The sequence below is a fragment of the Candidatus Rokuibacteriota bacterium genome, assembly GCA_016188005.1.
Lineage (GTDB): Bacteria > Methylomirabilota > Methylomirabilia > Rokubacteriales > CSP1-6 > UBA12499.
Window position 1 is genome coordinate 1 of sequence record JACPIQ010000028.1, and the last position, 13,701, is coordinate 13,701.

Consider the following 13,701-nt stretch of genomic DNA (forward strand, 5'->3'; position numbering starts at 1 on the left):
CGCTTCCAGTAGTAGTCCGGGTCGAGCAACCAGTTCTCCGACTGGTAGGCCTTGGGATGGTGGCCTTTCAAAGGGACATCCATGATGTCCAGAACGCGAGGATCGCTGCCATCCTCGTACTGGCGTTCGTGTTCGGAGACCGTCTCCGCGATCAGATCCAGCTTCTCGCGGATCTCTCCGTCAAGCGCCTCGGCTGGCACGAATCGCGCGAGCGCGTGATAGTCGGTCTTGCGCATGAGGTTGGGCAGGCCGAGCCTTTCGTAGAACCTCTTGAACAGCGGGTCGAGGAACTCATCGCTCGCCTCGATGTCCGGGCCCCAGGGCGAGGGCCTGTCGAGCGCGGCCAGGGCGGATTCGATCTCGGCGATGCTTTCCTCCATCGCCGTCCGCCACGATGCGCCGAAGAGATCTCCTTGCTCCTCACTCCCTTTCACCTCGGCGAAGGTGTGCAGGGTTTCGCGGGTGCAGAGGTAGTTCTCGAGCTCGCGCTTCTGCCACATGAGCTGCATGAGCTGCGGATCAGGAGGCGGTTCCTGCTCCAGCCGATCGTAGAGGGCGATGCCCGCGAGATCGGGCTTCGCCTCGCGCAGGCCGTAGAAGTGCCTCTGCGCCTCCCGCGGCTGGTTGCCGACGTAATGCACGAACGGGCGCTCGAGGGCCGCCTTGGGAGGGTCGCCCATCCGAGCGGCGAACGCGCGCAGGATCGCGAGATCCGTGGAGCCTTCCAGGTAGAGCACCCAGCCGACCTCCTCCGCCTGGTAATAGTGCTCGAAGCCGATCTCCTTGAGCGCTTTCAGCACCTGGCTGCCGCGGTCGTCGATGCGGTGCGGCTTGCCGACAAAGGCGATCACCACGTCGCGGTCCGCCGCCTCGTTGAGAATGACCTCGGAGTGGCTGGCGGCGATGATCTGGCTGCCTGTCTCCGCGGCCGTCTCGGCGAGGACCTGGTAGATCTGCCGCTGGCGCAGGATCTCCAGATGCGCATCCGGCTCGTCGAGGAGCAGCACCGCGCCGGGGTTTACCGTCATGTGGGCGAGCAGCAACAACGTCTGCTGCTGGCCGCGGCCGCTGGAGGAGATGTCGAGCCGGACGCTGCCCCGCGCGTGGTAGGACATCACGATCTCGCCCCGCTCCCGGATGTATTCCGGCGGATCGAGCCGCGAGCCGAACAGGGCTTCCATCCGCTCCGTGATCCGCTGCCACCTGGCGTCCCCCTCCTCACTCTGCAGCACCTGGTAGCAGAGGTTGCGCATGACCTCGGCGGTGCGTCCCTCGCCGAGACGGACGTTGATCGCGCCCTCGTCGAGCCGGGTCTCATTCGCCGCGAGGCCGGACATGGGAGGCAGGTAGGCAATGCGGGTCCGAGCTGCTTCCGGCGGAACCTCCATCCGCCCGCCATCTGCCGAGGGCAGGGAGCGACAATAGAGTGACTCCTCGTTGGCGTAGTAGAACTCCAAACCGCATTTCCAGGGCTTGCCACCGGACACACCCTCGACGGTCACGTTGATGTAGACCTTTTTCGTTCCAGCGCCGCGCGCGGTTTCCTGTGTGTGCAAATCGCGCCAGAGCAGGTTCGCCGCCGGCACCGGGACCGTGATGAGGTCCCGCCGGTTGATGGTTACCCCAGGGCGTTCCTTCGGTACGTTGCCGGCGCCTCGCTTTTCGACCCACCGCTTGACGCCGATGTCCAGAGGCCGAGCGCCTGCAAGGCCGATGTCTTGCCGGCGTTGTTGGGGCCAATGAGCACCACGCGGTCGCCGAGCTCCAGGTCGATTTCGTCGAACAGCTTGAAGTTCCTGACCGACAACCTCGTGATCACGGGTGGTGCCCTCTCACGCTGGCCTCCCCGCCCCGGCCGGCAGCCGCCGCGGAGGTTGGCCCTCACATAGCATGGTCGGCTGCCCATGCCGGACGGACTTCTCCCGCGCCGACGCCTCGTTGATCGCCTTCAGCGGCAGCGCCACCTCGATGAGCTTCTTACGGGTGGTCATTGCGTCGGATCCTTTGGCGCCGCCCCGAGACGCACCATAGAAGTCGTGCTATTCCAGGGTGTTACGGCGATATGGCGCAATCTTATGGCGCAAAAGCGGATTTCCGGTGCGGTCCGCTGCACCATTCATTCGCCTCCGTCCGCGAGCCAGCGTGCCCCGCGGCGCAGTCCGACGAGCCGCACGCGCCCTTCGCGGCGCAGCTCTGCGAGCAGACGCTTGAGCTGATCCCGCGACTGGGCCGGGAGGACCTGCTGCAACTCGGATAAGGGACGGTGACGAGGCAATCCGGCAGGATGCCACGCAGGGCCGCGTTCGGCGTGAGGTCTTCGAGTCTCATTTTGTCGGGAGGTCCTGAGCTGGACGCGTGCGGAGGTTCTCGGCAAGAGGGGTGTACTCGTCCACGTTTATTCTGCTCACGCCACCCATCCGCCCTGGGCCTCCTCCCCAATGGTTCGCCGTGTCTGCGACAGGATAGGACACAGGACAGGGTCTCGGCCATTGGTGTTTTCCCTTACCCCCACGCCCAGCACTTGCTCTTGAACTGGAACTCCCTACACCGCCACCCCCCGGCCCGGCCCCCCCCTACGCCCGCCGCGATCGGGTCGCCCGCCGCGCTGGCCGCGCCCTCGGACCCTCGCCGGTACTCCGCTTCAGCCCACGGCCGCTCCGTGTCTGCGCCGGAGGGGCTGGCCGTCCCGCAGGCGCCGGCTTGGCTCCGTCAGCAGATCCCAGTCGCGGGTGAAGAACACTCGCCTCCGCGCAGGGGAGAGAGAGCGGGCGGAAGTTCGATCCACGAGGGTCTGGGCGAGACGGTGACCGAGCCGGTAGAGGACGGCATTCAGCGGCGCCTCGCCGCGCTGCAGATGCTCGACGCGCCCGTCTCCGGCTGACGCGGATCAGCGGGAGGGCCCGGAGGGCCCGGGCTACTCCTGGAACTTGTTGACGATGGGCAGGCGCCAGTCCTTGCCGAAGGCCCGCGGGGTGATCTTGATCCCGATGGGCCCCTGCCGGCGCTTGTACTCGTTGCGGTCCACCAGGCGGATGACGCGCCTCACCGTCGCCTCGTCGAAGCCCGCGGCCACGAGGTCGGCCAGCCCCTGATCGCTCTCCACGTAGCCCTCGAGGATGGCGTCGAGCTCCGGGTAGGGGGGCAGCGTGTCCTGGTCCTTCTGGTCGGGGCGCAGCTCGGCCGAGGGCGGGCGCTCGAAGATCGAGCGCGGGATCAGCGCGCGCCCCGCCCGGGCGTTGGCGTGCGCCGCGAGCTGGTACACCACGGTCTTGGGCACGTCCTTGATCACGGCGAAGCCGCCGGCCATGTCGCCGTAGAGCGTCGTGTAGCCCACGCCGATCTCGCTCTTGTTCCCGGTGGTGAGCACGAGCCAGCCGAACTTGTTCGACAGCGCCATGAGGTAGTTGCCGCGAATCCGGGCCTGGACGTTTTCCTCGGTGAGGTCTTCCTTGAGCCCCTTGAAGGGCCGGGCGAGCGCGCGACGGTAGGCCCGGAACACGCCGGTGATCGGCAGCCGCAGGAAGTCGACGCCGAGATTCCTCGCCAGCCGCGCCGCGTCCCGCCGCGTGCCCGCGGAGGAGTACGGCGAGGGCATGGTCACCCCCGTCACGTTCGCGGGGCCCAGGGCGTCCGCTGCGATGGCGGCCACCAGCGCCGAGTCGATGCCGCCGGAGAGCCCGATCACCACGTGGTTGAAGCCGTTCTTCCTCACGTAGTCCTGCGTCCCGACGACGAGCGCCCGGTAGATCTCCTCCAGCCGCTCCACGGGGGCCGCCTCCCGCGGCGACAGTGGGGGCCGCTCCCGCGCGGGGAGCGCCGGCAGCGAGATCCGCCGGGCCGCGTCCGGGCTCCGCAGCTTCTCCTTCCGCCGGCGTGAGTCGTGGAGCCGGGCGCGGAAGACCTCGTCGAGGTCCAGATCCGCCACCACAAGCTCCTCCTCGAAGGCCGCGCCACGGGCCGCGGGCTCGCCCCGCTCGTTGAAGATGAAGGACTGGCCGTCGAAGACCAGCTCGTCCTGCCCGCCCACGGCATTGACGAAGGCGAGGCAGACGAGGTCGTCGGCGGCGCGCGTGGCGAGCATCTGCTCGCGGAAGCGGGCCTTGCCCGCGTGGTAGGGCGAGGCGTTGATCGTGACCACCAGCTCGGCGCCGGCCAGGGCCTGGGCCGTGGTGGGACCGGTCGGGTACCAGATGTCCTCGCAGATGTTGGCGGCGAGCACCGTGTCGCCCACGGCGAAGATCGGGCACTCGGTCCCGCACTGGAAGTAGCGGTTCTCGTCGAAGACACCGTAGTTGGGCAGGTACTGCTTGTGGTAGGTGCCGACATGCGCGCCGTCGTGGAGCACCGCCGCGGCGTTGAAGATGTCGTCGCGCTTGTCCACGAAGCCGAGCACGGCCGTGATACCGCGACTGCGGGCGGCGACATCCGCCAGCGCCCGGAGGTTCCCCTCGATGAACGCGGGCTTGAAGAGCAGGTCCTCCGGCGGATAGCCGGTGAGGACCAGCTCGGGGAAAGCCACCACGTCGCAGCCCAGCGCCCGCGCGCGCCCCATCCAGTCCACCACCAAGCGCGCGTTCGCCTCGAGGGCGCCGACGGTGGGGTTCACCTGGGCCAGCCCGATCCGGATCCGCCTCACGGGGCTATTCTAGCTCATCGGCGCCGCCTGACCGTCAGAGTCAGGCCGGCCAGGATGAGCGTCCCGCCCACCACCGTGAAGACCGTCAGCGGCTCGCCCAGCCACGCGATCCCCAGGACGGCGCCGGCCAGCGGCTGCACGTTGAGAAAGATGGCCGCCCGGGGCGCCGGGACGCGCTCCAGCGCGTAGTTCCAGGCGAGATAGCCCAGGGCCGTGATCACCACCGCGAGGTAGAGGACCCCGGTGATGGCCTGGCCGGTCCAGACGGGGCGGTGGCCGCCGTGCCACTCGAGCAACGCGAGCGGGACCATGGCCGCCGCGCCCCAGGCGATGGACCACGCCGTGACGGCCATGGCCGAGTGCCGGAGGAGGAGGCCCCGCCCGAGGAGCGAGTAGGAGGCGTAGGCGAGCCCGGAGCAGACCAGGAGCAGGTCGCCGCGCCAGTGGGGCGCCACCGTGCGGGTGAGGCCGGGGACGCCGTTGACGACGACCAGCGCGGCCCCGCTCAGCGTCATCGCCGCGGCCAGCGCCTCCCGGCGATGCAGGCGCTCGCCCAGCAGGAGCGGGGACAGCAGCATCAGCGAGATGGGCTCCACGGTGATCAGCAGCGCCGCGTTCGTCGCCGTGGAGCGCACCAGGCCCCAGTGGGCGAACGCGAAGGCGCCGGCGAAGCCCAGTAGGCCCATCCAGAAGAGGTTCCAGCGGTCGGTGGACACGAAGCGTCGGGGATCCCCCCGGCGAATCGCGAGCGCGACCGGGACCAGGATCGCCGAGCCGATGACGAGCCGGGCGAGCGCCAGCGTGGCGGGACCCACGTCGGCGAGCACGACGCGCGTGGCGGAGTACGAGGTGGCGTAGATCAGGTTCGCGAGGAGCAGGACGGTCTCGGCCATCAGCACGGCGGCGATGATACGCTATACTTCGAGGCGTGAAGGCGAAGAACCCGTGGCTCCCCTCCGAGGTTCAGCCCGGCCAGAGCACCGCGCCCTGCCCGAGCTGCGGCGCACGCGCGTCGATCCCCTGGACGCTCAGGCGCGACCCCCAGCGCGTAATCCTTCTCCGCACGTGGGTCTGCACCGCCTGCCAGAGCACCGAGGAGCGCCCCGAGCCCGAGTGACGCGGGGGCGGGCGCGGTCAGGCCTGATTGACCTGGTCGATCAGCCGGCGCAGGCGGCCGAAGTTCGCTCGCGTGAAGGGCAGGACGAGCCGGGGGAGCTCGGGGAACTCGTCCCCTTCGGCCGGGAGCGGGCCCGGCGCCAGCGTGGCGGGTCCCGCGAGGATGTCGGCGAAGCGCGCGCTCAGATCCGCGACGGCGTCAGGCGCCAGGGGCCTGCGCAGGCGGACGACGAGCTGGTCCCCCACGTAGCGCTTGGAGTGGAGGACCCGGTAGAAGCCCTCGATCTCGGCGGCGGCCGCCTCCACGTCGTCGGTCATCCGGAAGATCGCCGTGTCGTCCGGCGAGATCAGCCCCGCCGCCGCCATCTCGCGCTCCACCAGGTCCCTGACGCCCCGCCAGTACGTCCCCCCCGGCGCGTCGACGAGCACGATGGGCACCAGGGCCGCCTTGCCGGTCTGCACCAGCGTCAGCGTCTCGAAGGCCTCGTCGCAGGTGCCGAAGCCGCCCGGGAAGTAGGCCACGGCCTGCGCCTCCCGGACCAGAAAGAGCTTGCGGGTGAAGAAGTACTTGAACGTGATGAGCTTGGGATCGTCGGCGATCCAGGCGTTGGCTTCCTGCTCGAACGGCAGCCGGATGTTGAGGCCGAATGAGCGCTCGCGCCCCGCCCCTTCCTGGGCGGCCCCCATGACGCCGCTCCCCGCTCCGGTGATCACCATCCAGCCCGCCTCGGTCATCCGCTTGCCGAAGTCGTAGGCCTGCCGGGACACGGGGTGTTCTGCGGGCATCCGCGCGGAGCCGAACACCGTGACCTTCGGCACGTGCCGGTAGGGCGCGAACACCTTGAAGCCGTACCGCAGCTCCTTCAGCGCGGAGTTCGTGATCTTGAGGTCCGCGACCTCCGCGCCGTCCTCGAACAGCTTGAGGACGCTCGTGAGCATCTCGGCGTAGAGGCGCCAGCTGGCCTCGGGGACGCGGAGCTGCTCCAGGAGGACGTCCAGCTGGCGGTTGGCTTCCTCGGACTGCAGGTGGTAGCGGCGCTCGGCGGTCATGGCCAGAGTATACACGGGGCGCGCACGCCGCCCGCGCGTTCGGCGCCCGAGCGTCAGACCTGCGCGGCGAGCCAGTCGCGGAGCCGCCCCGCGATCTCGTCCCTCACGCGCCGGAAGACGCCGAGGCGCTCCTCGTTCGTTCCCGGCGCGGCCGACGGGTCGTCGAGGCTCCAGTGGATCCTGGCCGCCGCCGCGGGGAATGCCGGGCAGCGCTCCCGGGCGCCGTCGCACACCGTGATCACGTGGTCCCACCGCTGGTCGAGAAAGCGCTCGAAGGTCTTCGAGGCGTGGTGGCCGATGTCGATCCCCAGCTCGGCCATGGCGCGGACCGCGAGCGGATGCACCCGCGTCGCCTCGGTGCCGGCGCTGGCGGCCTCGAAGCGGTCACCGGCCAGGTGGCGGAGGAGCCCCTCCGCCATCTGGCTGCGGGCCGAGTTGTGGGTGCAGACGAACAGGACGCGCCGGGGCGTCACGCCGCGCCCGCCGAGCGGGGGGCCTGGACCGCCGGCGCGCTGAACCAATCCCGGGTCCGGTTGCAGAACGAACAGACCGACAGCATCACCGGGACCTCCACGAGCACCCCGACCACCGTCGCCAGGGTCGCGCCAGAAGTCAGGCCGAACAGCGAGACGGCCGTGGCCACGGCGAGCTCGAAGAAGTTGCTGGCGCCGATGAGCGCCCCGGGCGCCGCCACGGCATGGCGGACCCGGAACCAGCGCGCCAGCCCGTAGGCCAGCCCCGAGTTGAAGTAGACCTGGATCAGCAGGGGGACGGCGATCAGCAGGATGTGCAGGAGCTTGCCCAGGATGACCTGCCCCTGGAACGCGAAGATGAGCACCAGGGTCGCGAGCAGCGCGGCGACGGACACGGGGCGCAGGCGCGCGAGGAACACCTCGTTGAACCAGACGGGGCCGCGCCGCCGGAGCACGAGCGCGCGGGAGGCGGCTCCCGCGGCGAGCGGGATGACGATGTAGAGCCCGACCGAGTACAGGAGCACGTCGTACGGCACCGTGATGCTGGACACCCCGAGCAGGAAGATGACGATCGGCGCGAAGGCGACCAGCATGATGAGGTCGTTCAGCGCGACCTGGACGAGCGTGTAGGCCGGATCGCCGTCGGTGAGGTAGCTCCAGACGAACACCATGGCCGTGCACGGCGCGGCGGCGAGGATGATGGTCCCGGCCAGGTACTGATCCGCCAGCTCCGGCCCGAGGATGCCGGCGAAGAGGCCCTTGAAGAAGAGCCAGCCGAGCGCCGCCATGCTGAAGGGCTTGACGAGCCAGTTCACGAACAGGACGATGGCGAGCCCCCGCGGCTCGCGCCCCACCCCCCGGACGGCGGCAAGATCCACCCGGAGCATCATCGGGTAGATCATGAGCCAGATCAGCACCGCGATGGGGAGGTTGACGCGGCTCACCTCCCAGCGGCTCAAGAGCCCGACGAGGCCGGGGCTGGCGGTCCCGAGGGTCACGCCGGCCGCGATGCAGAGCGCGACCCAGAGCGAGAGGTATCCCTCGAACCAGCCGAGCCGCTTCGGCTCCCCTCCCCCGCTCACGGCGCGGGCTTGCGGGCCCGCACGAAGGCGCTCATGAACTTGCCGTCCACCGCGGGGGCGATGGCGTCGGCGTCGATCCCCGAGCCCGCGAGGAGCTCCCGCGCATCCTCCACGCGGTACACGCGCGTGGGCTCCACCTCGATGGCCTCGAAGCCCGCCTTGGCGAGCTTGGCGCGATACTCCTCCTCCTGGAGCGCACCCGCGACGCACCCCATCCAGAGCTCCACGCTCCGCCGGATCTCGGTCGGGACCTCGCCGCGCACGACGATGTCCGAGACCGCGAGGCGCCCGCCCGGCTTGAGCACCCGGAAGGCCTCGGCCAGGACTCGGTCCTTGTCGGCCGACAGGTTGATGACGCAGTTGGAGATGATCACGTCCACCGTGTGGTCCGGCAGCGGGATCTGCTCGATCTCGCCCCTGAGGAACTCCACGTTCTCGACGCCGGCCTTCCGCTGGTTCTGCCGCGCCAGCGCCAGCATCTCGTCCGTCATGTCGAGCCCGTAGGCGCGGCCCGTGGGCCCCACGCGGCGGGCCGAGAGGAGCACGTCGATGCCGCCGCCCGAGCCCAGGTCGAGGACCACCTCGCCGGGCTTGAGCTCGGCCAGCGCCGTGGGGTTCCCGCAGCCGAGCGAGGCGGCCACGGCCTCGGCCGGCAGGGCCGCGGTCTCGCCGGCCGCGTACAGGTTCGAGGTGATGGGATCACACTCCCCCCGCGACGAGGCCGACCCGCAACACGAGCTCCCGCTGGAGGCCACGCGCAGCGCGGCCTTGCCATACTTCTCCTTCACCAGCTCCTTGATCTCCCGCTCAGCCATCGGTTGTCCTCCTCTGTGTGGCCGGCCCGCAGGTGGCCGGCGGTGGGTCACCTTCCGGTCAGCAGCAGGCCGTGAGCAGTCGCACCAGCGCGGTGGCGGTGTCCCGCCTCACGGCGTAGTAGACGTAGCGCTCGTGCCGGCGGCTCTCCACGAGCCCCGCGCGCCGCAGCACGTCCAGATGGTGGGACAGCGTGGGGCCGGGCACCTCCACCGCCTCCTGGATCTCTCCCGCCGGCACCTCGCGCCCCGCGCGGACCAGGAAGAAGAAGACCTGCAGTCGCGTCAGGTGGGCCAGGGCCTTGAAGGCCTCCGCGTGCACGGGATGGGCCTCCAGCTTCGAGAGCGGCAGCGGGACCGCCGATTTCATATTTCGAAATCTATACAACTATCGAATCGATGTCAAGGGGCTTGCGCGGGGACCAGTTCAGCAGGCTACCAGCGGCGCGTCTCGCCCAGCTTGAAGACCCAGGCCCGCGCCGGGTCGATCCCGCGGCGGCGGGTCTCGGCGAGCATGCGGCCGGGCGGCTCGTCGAGCGGCTCCTCGGCGAGATCGAAGGTGCCCCAGTGGATGCCGAGGAGCGTGGTGGCGCGCAGGTCGAGGAAAGCTTGCACGGCCTCCTCGGGCGTCGTGTGCACCCGCTGCATGATCTCCGGGGGAAGGTAGGCGCCGATGGCCAGGGCCGCGAGGTCGAAGGGCCCGAGCCGCTCCCCCGCCTCCCTGAAGCCCTGGAAGTAGCCACTGTCGCCGCCGAAGTAAAGGCGCCGGTCGCGGCCGACGACGGCCCACGAGGCCCAGAGCCGGCTGTTGGCGTCCGCAAACGTCCGGCTGCCGAAGTGCTGCGCCGGGAGGCAGTGGAAGGTGACACCCCGATGGGTGAAGGACTGCCCCCAGTCCAGCTCCTCCACCCGCGCCACGCCCTGCTCGCCGAGCCACCGTTTGAGCCCCAGCGGGACCAGGAAGAGCGGGTCGTGGGCCGCCGCCAGCCGCTTCACGGTGTCCAGGTCCAGATGGTCGTAGTGATCGTGAGAGATGACGACGACGTGGATCCGCGGGAGATCCTCGAAGGCGAGCCCGGGCGGGTTCAGCCGCCGCGGTCCCCCCCAGGAGACGGGGCTGGCCCGCGGGCCCCAGTGAGGGTCGGTGAGCACGTTGAGGCCGTCCAGCTGGACCAGGAGCGTGGAGTGGCCGACCCAGGTCACGCTCGGGTTGAGGGCGCCCTCGCGCAGCGCGCGCCCGTCATTGGCGATGCGCGGCGCCTCGTAGCTGCGCGGCGCCACGGTGCTGGCCCAGAGGCGGCGCGCGAAGAAGCTCCAGCGGGTCCACGCATCGGGCCGCCTGAAGGTGGGATCGGGGTTCCGGAACCCGCCCTCGACGTGGTGAGAGGGGCGGCCAGGGAGGGGCTCCCGGCCCACCCCGGCGCATGCCGGGACCAGCCCGAGAACACCCAGAGCCAGGAAGGCGATCGTGGAGCGCCCCACGAGGTCCGAGTCTACCCCGCGCGTCTCGTCCCGCCTAGTCCGGCCGGCGCTCATTCGCGCGCCGGGCCCTGCCGTGGCGCCGGGGCCCGCGGGGCCGCGCCGTGGGGCTCTGGCAAGAGCCCGAGGAGGCGCAGTCGCTTGCGCAGCGTGTTGCGGTTGATGCCGAGGAGGCGGGCGGCCTTGAGCTGGTTGCCGCCGGACAGCGCCAGCGCGTGGCGCAGGAGCGGAAGCTCCGCGCGCGACATCACGGCACGGTAGAGCCGTCCCCGCCCCTCGACGCCCTGCTCCTCGACGAGCGCGCGGAGGACGCTCGCGACGAGGCGATCGAACTCATCTGCGAGACGGGGTTCGCCCATGCGGGGAAGCGTCCTACAGCTTGCGGAGATCCAGGGGAGGGAGCCCGAGCAGCCGCTGACGGCAGAGCGCCCAGAGTCGCTCGACACAGCCCTGGAGCGCCGGCGCCGTCGGCGCCAGCAGCCTCGCCAGCACACCGCCGCGCGCCAGCGGCGTCACGCCGTGGCGGAACTCTCCCCCGGGCGCGGCCAGCGCGGCGCGCAGGTCGTTCACGAGGGCTCCCCAGTCCCGAGCCGAGCGGGACAGCGCCGCCAGCGTCGCCACGTAGGCCATGCCCTCGGCGCCGCCGAGCCCCCCGGGCCAGCCGCGCCGGGCGTCCCCGGCATCGAGGCGGACCCGCTCGACAAGGAGCGGCCCGCACGGATCGCTCACCACCGTGGCGATGTCCAGCGCGCCGAAGCCCCACGCCTCCCCGCGAGAGACGCGCCCCACGGCCCAGGCGTCCAGCAGGATGGCCGTCGCCTCGTCGGCCAGGACGATCTCGGTGCTCTGCTCGAGGCGCGCCCCGGGGGACGGGATCAGGTGGCCCGGCAGGTACTCGAGCGCGGCGCCGGCCCCGACCGTGGCCCTGAGGCGCTGCATCGCCGGCGCGCCCGCCGTCCGGTACACGCGCGTCGCGGCCGGCGTCGTGAGGCAGACATGGGCGCCCGGCCCGACGGAGACCACCGTGTCGAGCCGGTCGCCGCCCAGGAGCCCGCCCGTGGGGTTGAGCAGCATCAGCGTGGCGACTCCGGTGCCGTCGAGGTCCATCGGCTCCAGCGCCTGGAGCGGCAGCGTGAATCTGCGCTCCGTCAGCACCGTCCCGGGGCCGCGCCGCTCGAAGCCCAGATGGAGGCTGCCATCACGACCCACGCGCCGCGGGAGGCGTGGACCCGCGGCCGCGCGCTCAGGGCTCGAAGAGCAGGTCGCGGCGAATCCAGTCCACCACGCTGTCGGCGCCGGCGCCGTCACGGAGATTGGTGAAGACAAACGGGCGGTCTCCTCTCATGCGCCGGGCGTCGCGCTCCATCACGGCGAGGTCGGCCCCCACGTACGGGGCGAGGTCGATCTTGTTGATGACGAGCATGTCCGAGCGGGTGATGCCCGGCCCCCCCTTGCGGGGGATCTTGTCTCCCTCGGCCACGTCGATGACGTAGATCGTGGCGTCCACCAGCTCCGGGCTGAACGTGGCCGCGAGATTGTCGCCGCCGCTCTCCACGAAGAGCAGCTCGAGGTCCGGGAAGCGCGTCAGGAGCCGGTGCACCGCCTCCAGGTTCACCGAGGCGTCCTCGCGGATCGCCGTGTGGGGGCAGCCGCCCGTCTCCACCCCCACCACCCGCTCCGCCGGCAGCGCGCCGCGGCGGATGAGGAACTGCGCATCCTCCTGGGTGTAGATGTCGTTGGTGATGACGGCCAGGTCATAGCGGCGCTGGAGTCGGCGCGCCAGCGTCTCCACCAGCGCCGTCTTCCCCGACCCCACGGGGCCGCCCACGCCGATCTTGAGCGGGCGCGGGATGGCGGGCGCGCCGCTCATGACCGGAACAGCCGCATCTCGAGCCCCTCGTGGCGGATGCCCGCCAGCTCGATCCCGGGGGCGAAGCTCCACATCCCGGACGGATCGCGCGCCGCGGCCTCGCGCGCCAGCCTCTCGATCACGGGATGGAGCCGCCAGAGCAGGCGCTGCCCTTCCAGCTGCCCCATCGGCAGGAGCCGGAGGGCGGCGCCGACCAGCAGCGCCGTCGCCGAGTAGAGGAAGGCGGCGGTCGTCTCCTCCGGCTCCCAGCCCAGCGCGCCGGCAGCCATGCCGAAGGCGACGGCGTGATGGCCCGGGGCGCGCCCCGCGCCCACGGCCGCGAGATACTCCTGGAGCCGGGGCGCCCCGGTGAGCACGGCGGCCACGCGCAGCGTCTGGCGACCCATCTGGCGGCTCCCCTCGCGGAACTCTCGCACGCTCTTCATGGCCTCGAGGGTATCGTCGAGGCTGCAGCAGGCGGCCAGGTCGCCGCGGGCGAAGGCGCGCCGCGCGGCAGCGGCGGCCGTCGCATCGCACGGCCCGGCCGATCCCTCGAGCTGGCTTGCCAGGAACTGCTCCACGCCGGCTGCGTCGGCGACGGCGCCGGCCTGGCAGAGGGCCTCGAGCCCGAAGGAGTGGGCGTACCCCCCGGTGGGGAGCGCGCTGTCGGCGAAGTGGAGCAGCGAGATGAGGCGGGTGTTACTCATGGGTGTGCGCGATGCGCTCGCGGGCATGGCGATCCGGCAGCCTCTCGCCGGCCTCGTGGCGGTGGGAGCCGCGCCCGACGGGATCGAAGACCGCCTGGGACCGCTCCCACGCCACGCCGAGCCTCGTCAGGAGCTGCTCCATGGCGGCGTCGTCGGGAACCAGGAGCGCATCGCCCTGGAGCGCCAGCGGGAAGTGACGGTTCCCCACGTCGAAGGCGATGCGGATGGCCTCGTCGCGCCCGCGCGGCAGGACCGCCAGCACGGGCTCGGGCCGGCCCTCCACCGCGAGGTACCAGTCCGCCTCCACGGCCAGGACATCTCCCGGGCGGAGCACGCTGCCGGTGGGCAGCGCCAGGGCCACCGCGCGGCCCCGCGTCGTGCGCGCGCGCTTGCGGGTCCAGCGCCGCTCCTCCCACGAGAGCTGGAGCGTGTCGCGCTCCTTCCCCGTGAGCGTCCCGGAGGCGACGTGCAGGTGGGGCTCGGTGATGACGATCATC

The 13,701-nt window shown here is 71.1% G+C and carries 14 protein-coding genes and 1 pseudogene; all 15 read right to left on the minus strand.

Annotated features, from left to right (window positions below; all coding sequences use genetic code 11):
* The 15 genes and pseudogenes from HYV93_06475 to HYV93_06545 all read right to left on the minus strand — a co-directional run bounded on the left by HYV93_06475 (position 1) and on the right by HYV93_06545 (position 13,700).
* Positions 1-1,819: pseudogene (locus HYV93_06475) on the minus strand (AAA family ATPase).
* Positions 1,820-1,832: 13 nt separating this feature from the next.
* On the minus strand, positions 1,833-1,991 hold the full coding sequence (locus HYV93_06480) for a DUF1156 domain-containing protein (protein ID MBI2525612.1): 159 nt from the start codon (positions 1,989-1,991) through the stop codon (positions 1,833-1,835).
* Positions 1,992-2,914: 923 nt separating this feature from the next.
* The gene (locus HYV93_06485) at positions 2,915-4,636 is read right to left on the minus strand and encodes an NAD+ synthase (protein MBI2525613.1); all 1,722 of its coding nucleotides are present in this window, start codon (positions 4,634-4,636) and stop codon (positions 2,915-2,917) included.
* A 14-nt stretch (positions 4,637-4,650) separates the two neighbouring features.
* On the minus strand, positions 4,651-5,535 hold the full coding sequence (locus tag HYV93_06490) for a DMT family transporter (GenBank protein MBI2525614.1): 885 nt from the start codon (positions 5,533-5,535) through the stop codon (positions 4,651-4,653).
* 235 nt (positions 5,536-5,770) lie between these two features.
* A complete protein-coding gene (locus HYV93_06495; protein MBI2525615.1) occupies positions 5,771-6,802 on the minus strand; it encodes a TIGR00730 family Rossman fold protein in 1,032 nt (343 codons plus the stop codon).
* A 53-nt stretch (positions 6,803-6,855) separates the two neighbouring features.
* Complete coding sequence (locus tag HYV93_06500) at positions 6,856-7,275, minus strand: arsenate reductase ArsC (GenBank protein MBI2525616.1); 420 nt, start codon at positions 7,273-7,275, stop codon at positions 6,856-6,858.
* On the minus strand, positions 7,272-8,357 hold the full coding sequence (gene arsB, locus HYV93_06505; GenBank protein ID MBI2525617.1) for an ACR3 family arsenite efflux transporter: 1,086 nt from the start codon (positions 8,355-8,357) through the stop codon (positions 7,272-7,274). The genes HYV93_06500 and arsB overlap by 4 nt, the downstream gene beginning before the upstream one ends.
* A complete protein-coding gene (locus tag HYV93_06510) occupies positions 8,354-9,172 on the minus strand; it encodes an arsenite methyltransferase (protein MBI2525618.1) in 819 nt (272 codons plus the stop codon). The genes arsB and HYV93_06510 overlap by 4 nt, the downstream gene beginning before the upstream one ends.
* 58 nt (positions 9,173-9,230) lie before the next feature.
* Positions 9,231-9,539: a winged helix-turn-helix transcriptional regulator gene (locus HYV93_06515; protein MBI2525619.1), complete on the minus strand. Its 309-nt coding sequence runs from the start codon at positions 9,537-9,539 to the stop codon at positions 9,231-9,233.
* Positions 9,540-9,604: 65 nt separating this feature from the next.
* Entirely contained in the window at positions 9,605-10,651 is a 1,047-nt protein-coding gene (locus HYV93_06520) for an MBL fold metallo-hydrolase (GenBank protein ID MBI2525620.1), read from the minus strand.
* A 50-nt stretch (positions 10,652-10,701) separates the two neighbouring features.
* On the minus strand, positions 10,702-11,007 hold the full coding sequence (locus HYV93_06525) for a hypothetical protein (protein MBI2525621.1): 306 nt from the start codon (positions 11,005-11,007) through the stop codon (positions 10,702-10,704).
* Between the two features lie 13 nt (positions 11,008-11,020).
* Positions 11,021-11,857, minus strand: coding sequence for an urease accessory protein UreD (locus tag HYV93_06530; protein ID MBI2525622.1), 837 nt, complete (start codon positions 11,855-11,857; stop codon positions 11,021-11,023).
* A gap of 34 nt (positions 11,858-11,891) precedes the next feature.
* Positions 11,892-12,518, minus strand: a complete 627-nt coding sequence (gene ureG, locus HYV93_06535) for an urease accessory protein UreG (protein ID MBI2525623.1) — start codon at positions 12,516-12,518, stop codon at positions 11,892-11,894.
* The gene (locus tag HYV93_06540; protein MBI2525624.1) at positions 12,515-13,204 is read right to left on the minus strand and encodes an urease accessory protein UreF; all 690 of its coding nucleotides are present in this window, start codon (positions 13,202-13,204) and stop codon (positions 12,515-12,517) included. Before HYV93_06540 ends, ureG begins: the two co-directional genes overlap by 4 nt.
* Positions 13,197-13,700, minus strand: coding sequence for an urease accessory protein UreE (locus HYV93_06545; GenBank protein ID MBI2525625.1), 504 nt, complete (start codon positions 13,698-13,700; stop codon positions 13,197-13,199). The genes HYV93_06540 and HYV93_06545 overlap by 8 nt, the downstream gene beginning before the upstream one ends.
* Position 13,701 lies beyond the last annotated feature (1 nt).

Coding starts and splice junctions, on each gene's coding strand:
- HYV93_06480 (MBI2525612.1), bottom strand. CDS start 1,991: ATGACCACCCGTAAGAAGCTCATCGAGGTGGCGCTGCCGCTGAAGGCG.
- HYV93_06495 (MBI2525615.1), bottom strand. CDS start 6,802: ATGACCGCCGAGCGCCGCTACCACCTGCAGTCCGAGGAAGCCAACCGC.
- HYV93_06510 (MBI2525618.1), bottom strand. CDS start 9,172: ATGGCTGAGCGGGAGATCAAGGAGCTGGTGAAGGAGAAGTATGGCAAG.
- HYV93_06515 (MBI2525619.1), bottom strand. CDS start 9,539: ATGAAATCGGCGGTCCCGCTGCCGCTCTCGAAGCTGGAGGCCCATCCC.
- HYV93_06525 (MBI2525621.1), bottom strand. CDS start 11,007: ATGGGCGAACCCCGTCTCGCAGATGAGTTCGATCGCCTCGTCGCGAGC.
- ureG (MBI2525623.1), bottom strand. CDS start 12,518: ATGAGCGGCGCGCCCGCCATCCCGCGCCCGCTCAAGATCGGCGTGGGC.
- HYV93_06540 (MBI2525624.1), bottom strand. CDS start 13,204: ATGAGTAACACCCGCCTCATCTCGCTGCTCCACTTCGCCGACAGCGCG.
- HYV93_06545 (MBI2525625.1), bottom strand. CDS start 13,700: ATGATCGTCATCACCGAGCCCCACCTGCACGTCGCCTCCGGGACGCTC.